The organism is Mesorhizobium sp. 10J20-29 (genome assembly GCF_054130485.1).
The window spans coordinates 597,948-612,316 of record NZ_CP199156.1; the positions used below are offsets into that span (position 1 = coordinate 597,948).

Consider the following 14,369-nt stretch of genomic DNA (forward strand, 5'->3'; position numbering starts at 1 on the left):
TGAATCGCGCCGGGCGCCGCTCGCGTGGCGGCGGCGCGATGTCGCAATCTCGTGCTATCTAGCCTATGTGACGCCAAGATGGCAAAAAGCCCGGGCGCGGGCAACCGCGCTCGCCTCAACCAGCAGGAACTCTCACATGCCGATTTTGAACCGCGCCGCCGAGATGCAGGACGAAGTGACCGGCTGGCGCCGCCAGATTCACCAGACGCCCGAACTTGGCTACGACGTCTTCAAGACCGCGGAGTTCGTGGCCTCGAAGCTGAAGGAATTCGGCTGCGACGAGGTGGTGACCGGGCTCGGCAGGACCGGCGTCGTCGGCATCATCCGGGGCAATCTCGGCGCGGGTCGCGCGGTCGGCCTGCGCGCCGACATGGATGCCCTGCCGATCAACGAGATCACCGGCAAGCCCTATGCATCAACGGTTGCCGGCAAGATGCATGCCTGCGGCCATGACGGCCACACGGCAATGCTACTCGGCGGCGCGAAGTACCTCGCCGAGACGCGCAATTTCGCCGGATCTGTCGCGGTGATCTTCCAGCCTGCGGAAGAGGGCGGCGGCGGCGGCAAGGCAATGGTCAAGGACGGCATGATGGAGCGCTTCGGCATCGAGCAGGTGTTCGGCATGCACAATCTGCCCGGCCTGCCGGTCGGCCAGTTCTCCACCAAGCCCGGCGCCATCATGGCCGCCACCGCCGAGTTCAGGATCACCATCAAGGGCCGCGGCGGCCATGCTGCCATGCCGCATGGCACCATCGACCCGATCGTCGCCGGCAGCCAGATCGTCGCCGCGCTGCAGACGATCGCGTCGCGCAACGTCGACCCGGTCGAATCGGTGGTCGTGTCGGTAACCAAATTCCATGGCGGCGACGCCTACAACGTCATTCCCGAGCAGGTGGAGCTCGGCGGCACGGTGCGTTCGCTGAAGCAGGAGGTGGCGTCGCTCGCCCGCGAGCGCATGGAAGCCATCTGCGAGGGCATCGGCAAGGCCAGCGGCACGACGGTGACGCTCGCCTACGCCCCCAACTACCCCGTCACCTTCAACCATCCCGACGAAACGATCTTTGCCAGCGACGTCGCCGCGGCCGTCGCAGGCGAGGCGCAGGTTCACCGGACCATGCCGCCGGTCATGGGCGGCGAGGACTTTTCCTACATGCTGCAGGCGCGGCCCGGCGCCTTCATCTTCATCGGCAATGGCGAGTCGGCGAACCTTCACCACCCGGCCTACGACTTCAACGACGAGGCCATCCCGCACGGCGTGAGCTATTGGGTGAGGCTGGCCGAAACCGCACTGGCCGCCTGAGCGGCTTCCCTTGGGTGGCCCGTTCTCACGCGGCCGCGCAGTGCCTGTGGCGGCAGCCGCCACAGGAGCAGATTTTGCCTCCCGGCAGGTTGGCGAAGCGGCCGGAAACGGCTATGTGTCGGCTTGGTTGGTCCCGTAGCTCAGTAGGATAGAGCGGCAGATTCCTAATCTGTAGGTCACAGGTTCGATTCCTGTCGGGATCACCACTGATGGAGCGGCTCTCGAAATGGAGGGGGCTCTTTCGCCTTGTAGGCCGGCAGGCTCCGACGTCCCGAAAGTGATAGCAGACATTCAATGCACGGTTCCGGCCACGTGAGGGAGCAGCGTCTCGGTGGGGCATGCCGGATGCGGTTGATTGCAATGGCCATTCATGCACATTAGCGACGGTGGACTGGTCAGCAACGGCCGGGCAAATCGAAATTCAGAATGGAATTGATTTTGGGAGGAACTGAAATGCTGAAGAAATTCCTGGGTGCTGCATCTGTCGTGATGTGTGCCTTGGTCCTGTCCAGCGCGGCCAACGCCGCGGACTACAACTGGACGTTCCAGACATCGGAAACGGCCGGCGAGCCCGGCTTCATCAACAAGCAGAAGTGGGCAGACAGCGTCAAGGAAATGTCTGGCGGCCGTATCAAGATCGAGATCGTGCCGATCGGCGCGGTGGTTCCGCATACCGATACGCTGGAGGCCGTGGGTAGCGGCATCTTGCAGGGCCACCTGACCGACCCCAGCTATTTCGCCGGCAAGGACCCGGCCTTCGCCATGATGGGCAACCTCGTCGGTGCCTGGTCCGATCCGTTCGAGCTCCTCGGCTACATGCAGTCCGGTGGCGGCAACGAGCTGTTCCGGGAACTCGTCGCGCCCTATGGCGTGCACTTCATCGGCGCTGCGGCGACCGAGCCGGAGGCCTTCGTTTCTTCCGTGCCGATCCGCACCGTGGAGGACCTGAAGGGCGTCAAGTTGCGCGCGCCTGAAGGCATGGTCTACGAGATCTTCACCAAGGCGGGCGCAGCGCCGGTCGCGCTGCCGGGCTCGGAGGTCTTCACGTCCCTCGACAAGGGCGTCATCCAGGCGGCCGACTATACCGTCTTCGCTGCCAACCAGGCCGCGGGCATGAACGATATCGCCCACTACCCGCTCTATCCCGGCTTCCACTCGCTGCCGCTGATCGACATCTCCGTCAACAAGGAAGCCTGGGACGGCCTGCCTGAGGATCTGAAGGCGATCGTCAACGCGTCGGTCGACACCTTCATCCTCAACCACATCTACTCGGTGCGAAAACTCGACGCCGAAGCCGTGGTCAAGGCCAAGGCGAATCCGGAAATCGAGATCATCAACTGGTCGGGCGACGAACGCGCCAAGTTCCGCCGCATCGCCCAGGACGAGTGGAAGACCTGGGCCGCCAAGACCGAGATGACCCAGCGCTACTACGACTCCGTCATCAAGTATCTGGAAGGCCGCAACCTGCTGTAATCCAGCACGAACGCGCCAACATGCTGCGCCCGGCCGACGCTTCAGCCGGGCGCAGCTATTTTGTGTGGGAGAGAAACTGTGTCGGAAACTCCTGAGATTGTCAGCGCGGCCGAAGAGGCCGGGGCCGAGGTGCGGACGGGGCTGGACCGCGTCGTCGCCAGCGCGGCCAAGCCCTTGGCATGGGCGATTTTCCTGGCCTTCCTGATCAGCGTCTACGAGGTGATCGCGCGCTACGTCTTCGACAGCCCGACCTTCTGGGCACATGAAGCGACGACGTTCCTGATCGCCGCGATCTTCCTCATCGGCGGACCGATCGTGCTGGCCCGCGACAAGCACATCCGCGTGCGCATGTTCTACGACACGGTATCGCCAGCCGGGCGACGCTGGCTCGACATCTTCAATTCCGTCGTCGCGATGATCTTCTTCGCCGGGCTCGGCTATGCCGGCAGCATCATGGCCTGGAAGGCGACCCACACGCCCACCGGCGACATCCATTTCGAGGGCACGGGAACGGCCTGGAACCCGCCGACGCCGGCACTCCTGAAAATCCTGATCCTGCTCTGCGTGGCTCTCATGTTCATTCAATCCGCCCTGCATCTGGTCAAGGCGATCCGGCGCGACGTTCCGCCATCATCGGGCGGGAAAGACTGAGATGGGCCTCAACGCACTCGGCATCGAATACGGCACCTATGTGCTGGTCGCCTCCATCTTCCTGCTCCTGCTCACCGGCCAGCCGCTTGCCTGGGTTACCGGGCTGGTGGCGCTGCTCTTCACCTTCGGCTGGTTCGGCGGCAACGCCCTGCCGCTGGTGACGTCGCGCATCTTCGGCTTCATCACCGAATACTCGCTGGTCGCGATCCCGATGTTCATCCTCATGGCGGCCCTGCTCGACCGGTCGGGCATAGCCAAGGACCTGTTCAACGGCATGCGAATACTGGCCGGGCGATTGCCCGGCGGCGTGGCGATCCAGACGCTGATCGTGGCGATCCTGATGGCCGCCATGTCGGGCGTCATCGGCGGCGAAATCGTGCTGCTCGGCATTCTCGCGCTGCCGCAGATGCTGCGGCTCGGCTACGACCGCGACCTTTCCATCGGCGTGGTCTGCGCGGGCGGCTCGCTCGGCACCATGATGCCGCCCTCCATCGTGCTGATCATCTACGGCCTTGTCGCGGGCGTTTCCATCGCCGACCTGTTCGTCGCCGCGATCACGCCGGCCCTTCTGCTGCTCGCCTGCTACATCGGCTACGTGCTGTTCCGCTGCCTGCGCAATCCGGAGCTCGGGCCGCCCATCTCGGAGCAGGAACGGGCGGAGGAATCCGTCGGCAGCGCGCTCAGGGCGCTGGTCGCACCAATCTTCATCGTCGTCGTCGTCCTCGGCTCGATCTATGGCGGCATTGCCTCGATCACCGAGGCCGCCTCGCTCGGCGTCTCGTCGGTGCTGATCATTTCGCTGCTGCGGGGGGAGTTGAACCGGCGCATGCTGCAGGACAGCCTGGTCCATACGCTCGAGACCTGCGGCATGATCATCTGGATCGGCATTGCCGCCGCCGTGCTGGTGGGTGTCTACAACCTCATGGGCGGCAACCGGTTCGTCTCGGCGGCCATTCTCGGGCTCGATGCCCCGCCGGTCGTCATCGTCATGGTGATGATGGCGATCCTGCTCGTGCTCGGCATGTTCCTCGACTGGATCGGCATTGCGCTGCTGACCCTGCCGATCTTCGTGCCGATCATCCGCGAGTTGGGCTTCGATCCGATCTGGTTCGGCATCCTGTTCGCGGTCAACATGCAGGTCTCCTACCTGACGCCACCCTTCGGGCCTGCGGCCTTCTACCTGAAGAGCGTCGCACCGCCCGACATCACGCTGAAACACATCTACACGGCGTTGCTGCCCTTCATCGTGCTTCAGCTGCTGGTGCTCGGTCTGCTGCTGTTCTACCCGCCGCTCTCCACCTGGATGCTGTAGCAGGACAAACGCCCGTGAAGATCGTCTCCGTTACCGCCCATGTCGTGAACGCAGAGATGCGCAACTGGGTCTTCGTCAAGGTGCAGACCGACGTGCCGGGCCTGCACGGCTGGGGCGAGGCGACGCTCGAATGGAAGACGCGCGGCGTCGCCGGCACGATCGAGGACCTGGCGCCGCTCGTCATCGGCCGCAACCCGCTCGACATCGAGCAGGCAGTCCGGGCAATGCGCATGCAATCCTTCTGGCGGCTCGGCGCTATCGGCATGAGCGCCGTCTCCGGCATCGAGCTGGCGCTGTGGGACATCATGGGAAAGCATTTCGGCGTGCCGGTGTGGCAGCTGACCGGCGGGCGGACCCGCGACAGGGTGCACGTCTATACGCATCTCGGTTTCGGCGACATGCGCGCCGTCTACGAGACCGACAGCGCCGACCCGCTGGTCGAGCGCGCCCAGGAGGTGCTGGCGCGCGGCTATACCGCCTTCAAGGTCGTCATCCTGCCCTATGTCCACGCCTATGCGCCGCGCAAGGCAGTCGCCCATGTCGAGCGGCTGATGGCCAGCCTGCGCGAAGCGGTCGGCCCGGACATCGAGATCATGCTCGACTTCCACGGCAAGCCGGGCTCGGTCGCGACGGCGCTCTCCTTCATCGAGGCAGTCACCCCCTTCCATCCCATGTTCGTGGAAGAGCCGATCCAGCCGGGCGACGTGCGCGGCATGCGCCAGCTGACCGAAAAATCCGCCGTGCCGATCGCCACCGGGGAGAGGCTGGTCGAGCGGAGCGAGTTCGAGGACCACTTCAGCGCCCGCGCGATGGACATCGTGCAGCCGGACATCTGCCATTGCGGCGGCCTGCTGGAAGCCAAGAAGATCGCGGCGATGGCCGAGGCGGCGGGCATGGGCGTGGCTCCCCACAACCCGCTCGGCCCGATCGCCGGGGCCGCCGCGCTGCATTTCGCCGTCTCGACGCCCGCCCACATCATCCAGGAGGAGATGGTCGGCGCCGTGCCCTGGTATTTCGACGTCGTGAAGGGCCCGATCCGCATGGTCGACGGCCACTGGCAGGTGCCCGAGGCGCCGGGCCTCGGCATCGAGGTCGACGAGGCCGAATGCGCCAGACACCCCTTCGCGCCCGAGGTCTATCACACCAGGAATGCGGTTATGGACGACGGCACGCTGGTCGCCTGGTAGCCACGGAACCTGCGTCCCTCTTGCCGAGCCACCGTCGGCTCATGGCCACGCCGCAAAGGACCCGACCCCGCGCGCAGCCTTTCCGGCAGCCTCCAGCCGATGCCGGTTCGGCGACTGCCCGGTCTCCCGCTTGAAGAACCGGCTGAAATAGGCCGGATCGCGAAACCCCAGCGTCTCGGCCACCTCGGCGATCTGCATGCCGGAATTGTCGATCAGCGCGCTGGCTTCGGCGACGAGCCGGGCATGCAGGAGCGCCAGCGGGCTTCGCCCGGTTGCGCGGCGAACCGCCGAATTCAGCCTGTCGCTGGTGACACCGACGAAGGCCGCGTAGCGCGCCACTGTCCAGTGGTCGCGCAGATGCAGTTCCACCGCCTGCAGGAAATTGTGGACGATCGTGCGCGGCAGCGGCTGCGCCTCGTTCAGCACCGGGCGCGAAATGCGCCAGAGCGCGATCAGGAACACCGCCAGAAGGTGGACCACGGCGTCCTGCGCACCCGGCTGGTCCTGCCTTGCCTCCTCCTCCATCAGGCCAAGCGTGTCGGCGATCCGCCGCGCCCTTTCGGGCGGCAGCTTTGCGCCGACGATCGTCTGCGCCAGCGCCGAGCGCAACTGCGTGGCGTTCGGCCCGACCGGGATGGCCCGGCCGAGGTCGACTTCCGACACCGCAAGCGATGCGCCGCGCGACCCTGCCTCGAAACTCAGCGTCGCCTTGCGGCCGGCCGGCAGCCAGACGATGCAGGGCGCAGCAACGGGCGTCTCGACCCCGCCAGACTGGACGAGCCCGCTGCCCGCCTGGAGCAGGAAGGCGCGATGCCGCGTGCCGCGGAACGTCCATTCGCTTCGCGCCAGGGAACTGCGCAGCAATTGCACTTCGACACCCGCTGGCGCTGGATGATGGGACGGGCCCTGGTTCTCCCGGCTTTCTGGGTGGCGACCCGTGTCCATCATGTCCTCACTTCGCTATCGCCGTGAAAAGTACAATTCTCTCTCGAAAAAGTCTATTCATGTGCCTCGAAGTGGGGTCTAGCCTGTGCTTGTCAAACAGGCAGCCTGTCGCGGAGGAGACGAGACAGGCGGCCCGACAGTGATCTCGCCGCATCAGGCGGCGACCACAAGGGAGGAACGTCCATGACGAATTTCAGCCGCAGGCGCGTCCTGCGTACGCTTTGCATGACCGCGACACTTCTTGCCGTCGGTGCGGGCGGCAGCGCCCTCGCCCAGGACCGCACCTCGGTCAAGATCGGCTATGCCGTATCCAAGACCGGGCCCAATGCCGGCGGGGCCGGCATCACCACCATCCCCAATTACGTGCTGTGGGTAAAGGAAGTGAACGACGCCGGCGGCCTCGAGATGCCGGACGGCAAGAGGCTGCCGATCGAACTGGTGGAGTATGACGACCGCTCCTCCGCCGAGGAAGTGGTTCGCGCCGTCGAACGCCTGGCCACGCAGGACAAGGTCGATTTCATGCTGCCGCCCTGGGGCACCGGCTTCAACCTCGCAGTCGCGCCGCTTTTCGACCGTTTCGACTACCCGCAGCTCGCGGTTTCCGCCGTCACCGACAAGGCGCCCGAATTCGTCAAGCGTTGGCCGAATAGCTTCTGGCTGCTCGGCGGTGGCCACGACTACACCGAGGCGCTTGCGTCGCTTCTCGCCAAGGCGCGTGACGACGGCACCATCAACGACAAGATCTCGATGATTTCCGTCGCCGACGGCTTCGGCATCGACCTGGTGACCGCGGCGCGGCCCTCCTTCGAGAAGGCCGGCCTCAATGTCGTCTACGACGTCACCTATCCGGCGGGAACGACGGATTTCTCGCCGATGATCAGCGAGGCGTCGAGCAACGGGGCCGACACCTTCGTCGCCTTCTCCTATCCGCCGGATACCTTCGCCATGACGCAGCAGGCCCAGGTCGCCAAATTCAATCCAAAGGTGCTTTACCTCGGCGTGGGCGTCGGCTTCCCGGCCTATGGCGCTGCCAACGGGGAAAACGCCACCGGCGTCATGAGCCTCGGCGGCATCGACCCCAACAACGAGGCGAACGCCGCCTACCGCAAGCGGCACGAGGAAGTCACCGGCCAGGCGCCGGACCTGTGGGGCAGCGTGGTGACCTATTCCAGCCTGCAGATGCTGCAGGAGGCCATCAAGCGCAAGGGTCTCGACCGCGACGCCGTCTCGGCCGAACTGTCGAACGGAACCTTTGAAACTGCGCTCGGCGAGGTCAAGCTGGAGGACAACCAGCTGCGCAAGCTCTGGCTCGGTGGCCAGTGGCAGAACGGCCAGTTCGTCGCGGTCGCTCCGGCGGACCGCGAGGGCGCCGCTGCGCCGGTGCTGCCCAAGGCACCCTGGAAGGCACAGTAGGAAGCCGCCGGAGGAGGCGCCGCGATGCTGGCCACCGCGCTGATAACCGGGCTCGTGCTCGGCGGGACATATGCTCTTGTTGCGATGGGTCTGACCCTGCAATACGGCATCTCGCGGATCATGAACCTGGCCTATGGCGAGACCGTCATCGCCGCCTCCTTCGGCGCCTATCTTCTCAACAACGCCATCGGCATCAATCCGCTGCTGGGGCTGGCGCTCATCGTGCCGCTGGGCTTCGTGTTCGGCTATCTCGTCTACGGTCTGATGCTGCGCCCGCTGGTGGCGCGGTCGAGGGACGCGGCAAGCCTTGAGATCAACTCGATACTGGCGACGTTCGGCCTGCTCTTCGTCATCCAGGGCGTGATGCTGGTCGCCTTCGGCACCAACTTCACCAGCTACAGCTACATGAATTTCGGCGTGAACGTTCTGGGCGCCAACATTGCGGCCAACCGCCTGCTCGCCTTCGTCCTTGCGGTCGCCATAGGCGGCGGCCTCTACCTGCTGCTCACCCGCACCCGCTGGGGTACCGCGCTGCGCGCCGTCGCCGTATCGCCCTCGTCGGCAGCCCTCGTCGGCATCGACGCCGACCGGGCGGCCCGCTTCGCCTTCGCGCTCGGTTCCGCACTGGCGGCGGCGGGCGGCGTCATCGTCTCGATGTACCAGACCTTTACCGCGACCTCCGGCGTCATCTTCACGATGAAGGCGCTGATCGTCGTCATCATGGGCGGTGTCGGCAACCTGCTTGGCGCGCTCAGCGCCGGCCTGATCCTCGGCCTGGTCGAGACCTTCGTGGCGACCTACCTCGATCCCGGGCTGACGCTTGCCGCGACCTACCTGATCTTCCTGGCCATCCTGCTCTGGCGCCCGGCAGGCCTCTTCGGGCGGGCGCGCTGATGCGGAAGGTCGCGACATGGGCCGGCCTGGCCCTGCTGCTGGCTGTCCTCGCGGCGGCTCCCCTCTATGTCAGCCCCTACGTGCTGGGGCTTCTCGTCGGCATCGCCGGCTACGTGACGCTCGCCACCGCCTGGGCGATGTTTTCGGGCCCGACCCGCTACGTTTCGCTGGCCACGGTCGCCTTCTTCGGCATCGGCGCCTACACAGTGGCCGTGCTGAGCGAAACGCTCCCCTACCCGCTGGTCCTTCTGGTGGCTGCGCTGATCGGGCTCGCCGTGGCGCTCGTCGTCGGCCTGTCCACCCTGCGCCTTGCCGGCGTCTATTTCGTCATCTTCACCTTCGGCCTGGCCGAACTGGTCCGGCAACTGGTGACCTGGTACGAGATCAACGTCACCGGTACGCTCGGTCGCTACATCTTTCTGCCGCTCGGCCCGGAGCACATCTACTGGCAGCTGCTGGCGCTTGCCGCCTTCACCCTGTCGCTGAGCTGGTGGGTGAGCCGTTCGCGCATCGGCCTTGCCCTGAAAGTCATTGGCGATGACGAGGTGGTGGCCGCCCATAGCGGCATCAACCTCACGCGCACCAAGCTGATGCTGTTCGCCGCAAGCTCCGTCATCATCACGCTGGTCGGCGCCATCCAGGCGCCGCGCTGGACCTATGTCGAACCGGCCATCGTGTTCAACCCGACCCTGTCGTTCCTCACGCTGATCATGGCGCTGCTCGGCGGCGCCACGCGCCTGTGGGGCCCGGCGCTCGGTGCCATCCCGCTTTTCCTCCTGTTCGAGTGGCTGGCGGCCAATTTTCCCAACCACTACTCGATCCTCCTCGGCCTGCTTTTCATCCTCATCGTCTTCGTGCTGCCGAATGGCGTGCTGGCCTTCGCGGAGAAACTCTGGGGCGGCAACGCCGGCAAGGTGGCTGCAGCCACGCGCGGGACCCCGCCGTCATGAGCGCCTCGCTGTCGATCTCCGGTCTGCGCAAGACCTTCAGCGGCCTGACCGCGGTGAACGGCGTGTCGTTCACGGTGGCCGAGGGCGAGATCGTCGGCCTTCTCGGCCCCAACGGCTCGGGCAAGACGACCGTGCTCAACATCATCTCCGGCGCGTTGCAGGCAAGCGGCGGCAGCGTCACCCTGGCAGGCGTTCCCCTGACCGGCCTGTCGCCCGACCGCATCGCCCACAGGGGCATCGCCCGCACCTTCCAGCTGGTGCGGATCCTGCCCTCGCTCAGCGTCGCCGACAACGTGCTCGCCGCGCTGGCATTCCGCCGCGATCCGGTATGGGGAGAGGCCGCGCAGCGCGAGGCCCTGCAATGGCTGGCCGACGTCGGCCTTGCAGGCCGCGAAGACGAAAAGGCGGAGAACCTCACCTACATCGACCAGAAGCGGATGGAGCTTGCGCGTGCGCTGGCCGCAAAGCCGTCCCTGCTGCTGCTCGACGAGTGGCTCGCCGGTCTGAACCCGACGGAACTGCGCATCGGCATCGACTTGATCGCGTCGCTGCGCGACCGTGGCATGACCATCCTGCTGGTCGAGCATGTCATGGATGCTGTCCGCGCCCTGTGCGGCCGCTGCATCGTCATGAACGCCGGCACCGTCATCGCCGACGGGCCGACCGCCGACGTGCTGCGCATGCCCGAAGTGGTGCGCGCCTACCTCGGGGACGGCCATGCTTGAGATCGAGAAACTGGCAGTCAGCTACGGCAAGCACATCGCGCTGCACGATGTCGGACTGGCCGTCGGCAAGGGGGAAACGGTGGTCATCCTGGGTGCCAACGGCGCCGGGAAGTCCTCCCTCATCAAGGCGATCTGCGGCATGGTGCCCGCGCGCGGCGAAAGCGCCATCCGCCATCTGGGAAAATCCCTCATCGGCCTGCCGGCCCATGGCATACTGGAGGCCGGCATCGCGACCGTGCCGGAGGGGCGTGGCATCTTCGGCGACCTGACCGTGGACGAGAACCTGCAGATCGGCGCCTATGTCAGGCGTGCCCGCCAGGGCGAAGCGAAGCGTCGCGCCCTGGTTTTCGAACTCTTTCCCCGCCTTGCCGAACGCCGGCGCCAGACCGCCTCGACCATGTCGGGCGGCGAACAGCAGATGCTGGCCATCGGTCGCGCCTTGATGTCCGATCCCACGCTGCTGATGCTCGACGAGCCGAGCCTCGGTCTCGCGCCCGTGCTGGTGCAGGAATTGTTCGCAGCACTTTCGCGCATCCGCGAGACCGGCGTCGGCCTGATGATCGTGGAACAGAATGTCCGCATCAGCCTGTCCATCGCCGACCGCGGCTACCTGATGGAGGCAGGCCGCGTGGTTGGCCAGGGAAGCGCCACCGAACTGATCGAAGACCCGCAGGTGCAGCGTGCCTTTCTCGGCATGGCTGCGACCGCCCAATGAGCGAGGAGACGACAATGGACGTACTTGGACTGATGATCGGGCACGAGGATCACGGCGCATCGGACGGCGCCGTCTTCGAGCGGCGAAATCCGATGTCGGGCGATGTCGCCACGCGCGCCGCCGCGGCCACGATCGACGATGCCATCGCCGCGGCCGACGCGGCTGCGGCAGCCTTTCCCACCTGGTCGCAGACCGCGCCGAAGGAGCGCCGGGCGATCCTTCTCAAAGCCGCCGACCTGCTGCAGTCGCGTGCCGACGATTTCGTGAAGGCGATGGCCGGCGAGATCGGCGCAACGGCCGGCTGGGCGCATTTCAACGTCGGCCTCGCTTCCGACATGCTGCGCGAGGCGGCTTCGCTGACGACCCAGATCACCGGTGAGGTCATTCCGTCAAACCGCCCCGGCAGCCTTGCCATGGGCATCCGGCAGGCCGCCGGCGTCGTGCTGTCCATCGCGCCGTGGAACGCGCCGGTGATCCTCGGTGTGCGCTCGCTGGCGACGCCGCTTGCCTGCGGCAACACGGTGGTGATGAAGACCTCCGAGATCTGCCCGCAGACGCACCGGCTGATCGTCGACACGCTGAACGACGCAGGACTGCCGAAGGGCGTCCTCAACGCCGTGTCGAATGCGCCCGACGACGCCTCCGAGATCGTCGATGCGCTGATCGCGCACCCGGCGGTGCGCCGGATCAATTTCACCGGCTCGACCCGCATCGGCCGCCTCATCGCCGAGACCGCGGGCAGGCACCTCAAGCCCGCACTCCTGGAGCTCGGCGGCAAAGCGCCGCTGGTGGTTCTCGACGATGCCGACATCGAGGCGGCGGTCGCCGCGGCTGCCTTTGGCGCCTACATGAACCAGGGTCAGATCTGCATGTCGACCGAGCGCATTGTTGTCGACGACAAGATCGCCGATGCCTTCGTCGCGGCGCTTGCGCAGAAGGCAAGGTCGCTGAAGGCCGGCGACCCGGCGGCCGGCAACACCGCGCTCGGCTGCGTCGTCGATCCGGCCGCTGCAAACCGCATCGGCCAGCTCATCAAGGACGCCGTCGGCAAGGGCGCCGTGCTCGAAGCGGGCGGCAGCATCGACGGTACGGTCATCCAGGCGACCCTGCTCGACAAGGTCACCCCATCGATGCGCATCTATGCCGAGGAATCCTTCGGTCCGGTGGTCACCGTGGTCCGGGTCGGCAGCGCCGAGGAGGCTGTCCGGGTCGCCAACGATACCGAGTACGGCCTGTCGGCAGCGGTCTTCGGCAAGGACGTGAACCGGGCGATGGCCGTCGCGCGCCGCATCGAGTCCGGCATCTGCCACGTCAACGGACCGACCGTTCACGACGAGGCGCAGATGCCCTTCGGTGGCGTCAAGGCTTCCGGCTACGGCCGCTTCGGCGGCAAGGCCGGCATCGCGGAATTCACCGAACTGCGCTGGATCACGGTGCAGGACGGTCCGCTGCACTACCCGATCTGAGGAGGCCGGGCATGCGGCAGCTTGAAGGCAGGACGTGCATCATCACCGGCGGCGCCGGCAGCCTCGGCCGGGCAACCGCCCGACTGTTTCTCGAACAGGGCGCGCGCCTTGCGCTGGTCGATCGCGACGAGGCCGCGCTCGAGGCGTCTGCCGCGTCGCTGCCGGTCGGTTCGGGACTCGAACTCGTTGTCGCCGATGTCTCCGACGCCGCGCAGACCGAAGCCTATGTCCGCCGCACGACGGAACGGTTCGGCCGCATCGACGTGCTGTTTTCGAATGCCGGCAATTTCGGTGTCGTCGCGCCGATCGATTCCTATCCGGACGACGTCTTCGACAGCGTGCAGGCCGTGCATGTGCGCGGCGCCTTCCTTGCCGCCAAGCACGCTGTTCCGCACATGAATGATGGCGGCTCCATCGTCATCACGTCGAGCGTCGCGGCGACCCGGGGCGATCCCGGCGTCTATGCCTACATCACCGCCAAGCACGCCCAGATCGGGCTCATGCGCTGCCTCGCCAAGGAGCTGGCGCCGCGCCGGATCAGGGTCAACACCATCCATCCAGGCCCCATCGACAATGGTTTCCAGACAGCGGTGGAAGACGATCTCGGCCGCAATCTCGGCGTCGACGGTGCTGCATTCTTCAACCAGATGATTCCGCTCGGGCGTCACGGAACGGCCGACGAAATCGCCCGCTCCGTCCTCTACCTTGCGTCCGACCAGAGCAGCTTCACCACAGGCTCGATGCTGATGGTCGACGGCGGCATGAGCGTCTGAAGCCCGCGCCGCCAAGCAGGTCTAGCGAAACAGCTTGTCGATGTAGTCCGCGCCGAGTCCGACCTTGTCATAGTGGGCCCGGCAGAGCGCGATGTAGTTGTGGACGTCGAAGAACCCGTCCGGCTCCCCCGCCTCGTCGAGCCAGATCAGCGGACCGGTCACCTGGAAGAAGACCTTCATGGGGTCCTTGTGCTCATAGGCTACGAGCGTGTGTCCCTCGCCCGGCGTCTCGTAGACGAAATCTCCGGCGGTCGCCGTCCACTCATGCTCGAGGTAGCCCCACTTTCCGGAGATGGTGTAGGCGAAGACCTCGTGCGGATGGTAGTGGCGGTTCACCAGGCCGGCCTTCTTGGCCATCAATATGTCGCACCACTTGTTCTGAGACGGCGAGATCCACAGCGGCCTGGACGACACGGTCTCGGTAAACGGCACATAGTAGCGCTCGTCATCGGTCGGCGCGTTGCTGAGATAGACCTCGGGCAATGCATCGGGCTGGAACACCCGGTCGATGGGCTTCAGATCCCTCCAGAATTCAGCTTTGGGAGCCTCGGGCATTTGTCTTCCT

At 66.0% G+C, this 14,369-nt stretch carries 14 protein-coding genes and 1 tRNA gene; 13 read left to right on the forward strand and 2 right to left on the reverse strand.

Annotation, left to right across the window (positions count from 1 at the left end; translation table 11 throughout):
- Nucleotides 1-136 precede the first annotated feature (136 nt).
- The 6 genes from ACT2BZ_RS02920 (at nt 137) to dgoD (ending at nt 5,923) form a co-directional block, all read left to right on the forward strand.
- Nucleotides 137-1,300: a M20 aminoacylase family protein gene (locus ACT2BZ_RS02920; RefSeq protein WP_457939159.1), complete on the forward strand. Its 1,164-nt coding sequence runs from the start codon at nt 137-139 to the stop codon at nt 1,298-1,300.
- A gap of 129 nt (nt 1,301-1,429) precedes the next feature.
- A tRNA-Arg gene (locus ACT2BZ_RS02925) sits at nt 1,430-1,506 on the forward strand.
- A gap of 247 nt (nt 1,507-1,753) precedes the next feature.
- Nucleotides 1,754-2,773 carry a TRAP transporter substrate-binding protein gene (locus ACT2BZ_RS02930; RefSeq protein WP_457939161.1) on the forward strand — a complete coding sequence of 340 codons (1,020 nt, stop codon included), beginning with the start codon at nt 1,754-1,756 and terminating at the stop codon, nt 2,771-2,773.
- 78 nt (nt 2,774-2,851) lie between these two features.
- Nucleotides 2,852-3,424: a TRAP transporter small permease subunit gene (locus tag ACT2BZ_RS02935; protein ID WP_457939163.1), complete on the forward strand. Its 573-nt coding sequence runs from the start codon at nt 2,852-2,854 to the stop codon at nt 3,422-3,424.
- Between the two features lies 1 nt (nt 3,425).
- Nucleotides 3,426-4,736, forward strand: a complete 1,311-nt coding sequence (locus ACT2BZ_RS02940) for a TRAP transporter large permease (RefSeq protein WP_457939164.1) — start codon at nt 3,426-3,428, stop codon at nt 4,734-4,736.
- Between the two features lie 14 nt (nt 4,737-4,750).
- Nucleotides 4,751-5,923 carry a galactonate dehydratase gene (gene dgoD, locus ACT2BZ_RS02945; RefSeq protein WP_457939165.1) on the forward strand — a complete coding sequence of 391 codons (1,173 nt, stop codon included), beginning with the start codon at nt 4,751-4,753 and terminating at the stop codon, nt 5,921-5,923.
- Between the two features lie 39 nt (nt 5,924-5,962).
- On the opposite strand, the gene ACT2BZ_RS02950 is transcribed toward dgoD, so the two are convergent.
- A complete protein-coding gene (locus ACT2BZ_RS02950; protein WP_457939167.1) occupies nt 5,963-6,787 on the reverse strand; it encodes a helix-turn-helix domain-containing protein in 825 nt (274 codons plus the stop codon).
- Between the two features lie 264 nt (nt 6,788-7,051).
- On the opposite strand from ACT2BZ_RS02950, the gene ACT2BZ_RS02955 reads away from it, so the two are divergent.
- The 7 genes from ACT2BZ_RS02955 to ACT2BZ_RS02985 are packed head-to-tail and all read left to right on the forward strand — an operon-like array spanning nt 7,052 to nt 13,804.
- Complete coding sequence (locus ACT2BZ_RS02955) at nt 7,052-8,281, forward strand: amino acid ABC transporter substrate-binding protein (protein ID WP_457939169.1); 1,230 nt, start codon at nt 7,052-7,054, stop codon at nt 8,279-8,281.
- A gap of 24 nt (nt 8,282-8,305) precedes the next feature.
- Nucleotides 8,306-9,175, forward strand: a complete 870-nt coding sequence (locus ACT2BZ_RS02960) for a branched-chain amino acid ABC transporter permease (RefSeq protein WP_457939170.1) — start codon at nt 8,306-8,308, stop codon at nt 9,173-9,175.
- Nucleotides 9,175-10,125, forward strand: coding sequence for a branched-chain amino acid ABC transporter permease (locus ACT2BZ_RS02965; RefSeq protein WP_457939172.1), 951 nt, complete (start codon nt 9,175-9,177; stop codon nt 10,123-10,125). Before ACT2BZ_RS02960 ends, ACT2BZ_RS02965 begins: the two co-directional genes overlap by 1 nt.
- Nucleotides 10,122-10,850, forward strand: coding sequence for an ABC transporter ATP-binding protein (locus tag ACT2BZ_RS02970; protein ID WP_457939173.1), 729 nt, complete (start codon nt 10,122-10,124; stop codon nt 10,848-10,850). Before ACT2BZ_RS02965 ends, ACT2BZ_RS02970 begins: the two co-directional genes overlap by 4 nt.
- Nucleotides 10,843-11,565, forward strand: a complete 723-nt coding sequence (locus ACT2BZ_RS02975; protein ID WP_457939174.1) for an ABC transporter ATP-binding protein — start codon at nt 10,843-10,845, stop codon at nt 11,563-11,565. Before ACT2BZ_RS02970 ends, ACT2BZ_RS02975 begins: the two co-directional genes overlap by 8 nt.
- Before the next feature lie 14 nt (nt 11,566-11,579).
- Nucleotides 11,580-13,031: an aldehyde dehydrogenase gene (locus ACT2BZ_RS02980; protein ID WP_457939175.1), complete on the forward strand. Its 1,452-nt coding sequence runs from the start codon at nt 11,580-11,582 to the stop codon at nt 13,029-13,031.
- Between the two features lie 11 nt (nt 13,032-13,042).
- Complete coding sequence (locus ACT2BZ_RS02985) at nt 13,043-13,804, forward strand: SDR family NAD(P)-dependent oxidoreductase (RefSeq protein WP_457939176.1); 762 nt, start codon at nt 13,043-13,045, stop codon at nt 13,802-13,804.
- A gap of 21 nt (nt 13,805-13,825) precedes the next feature.
- Here ACT2BZ_RS02985 and ACT2BZ_RS02990 read toward each other — a convergent pair whose 3' ends face one another.
- Nucleotides 13,826-14,359: a 2,4'-dihydroxyacetophenone dioxygenase family protein gene (locus ACT2BZ_RS02990; protein ID WP_457939177.1), complete on the reverse strand. Its 534-nt coding sequence runs from the start codon at nt 14,357-14,359 to the stop codon at nt 13,826-13,828.
- Between the last annotated feature and the right edge of the window lie 10 nt (nt 14,360-14,369).

Bases quoted from the DNA above. Each gene is read 5' to 3' on its own strand.
- ACT2BZ_RS02965 (WP_457939172.1), top strand. From the start codon at position 9,175: ATGCGGAAGGTCGCGACATGGGCCGGCCTGGCCCTGCTGCTGGCTGTC.
- ACT2BZ_RS02975 (WP_457939174.1), top strand. From the start codon at position 10,843: ATGCTTGAGATCGAGAAACTGGCAGTCAGCTACGGCAAGCACATCGCG.
- ACT2BZ_RS02920 (WP_457939159.1), top strand. From the start codon at position 137: ATGCCGATTTTGAACCGCGCCGCCGAGATGCAGGACGAAGTGACCGGC.
- ACT2BZ_RS02955 (WP_457939169.1), top strand. From the start codon at position 7,052: ATGACGAATTTCAGCCGCAGGCGCGTCCTGCGTACGCTTTGCATGACC.
- ACT2BZ_RS02970 (WP_457939173.1), top strand. From the start codon at position 10,122: ATGAGCGCCTCGCTGTCGATCTCCGGTCTGCGCAAGACCTTCAGCGGC.
- ACT2BZ_RS02980 (WP_457939175.1), top strand. From the start codon at position 11,580: ATGGACGTACTTGGACTGATGATCGGGCACGAGGATCACGGCGCATCG.
- ACT2BZ_RS02990 (WP_457939177.1), bottom strand. From the start codon at position 14,359: ATGCCCGAGGCTCCCAAAGCTGAATTCTGGAGGGATCTGAAGCCCATC.
- ACT2BZ_RS02930 (WP_457939161.1), top strand. From the start codon at position 1,754: ATGCTGAAGAAATTCCTGGGTGCTGCATCTGTCGTGATGTGTGCCTTG.
- ACT2BZ_RS02960 (WP_457939170.1), top strand. From the start codon at position 8,306: ATGCTGGCCACCGCGCTGATAACCGGGCTCGTGCTCGGCGGGACATAT.
- ACT2BZ_RS02940 (WP_457939164.1), top strand. From the start codon at position 3,426: ATGGGCCTCAACGCACTCGGCATCGAATACGGCACCTATGTGCTGGTC.
- ACT2BZ_RS02985 (WP_457939176.1), top strand. From the start codon at position 13,043: ATGCGGCAGCTTGAAGGCAGGACGTGCATCATCACCGGCGGCGCCGGC.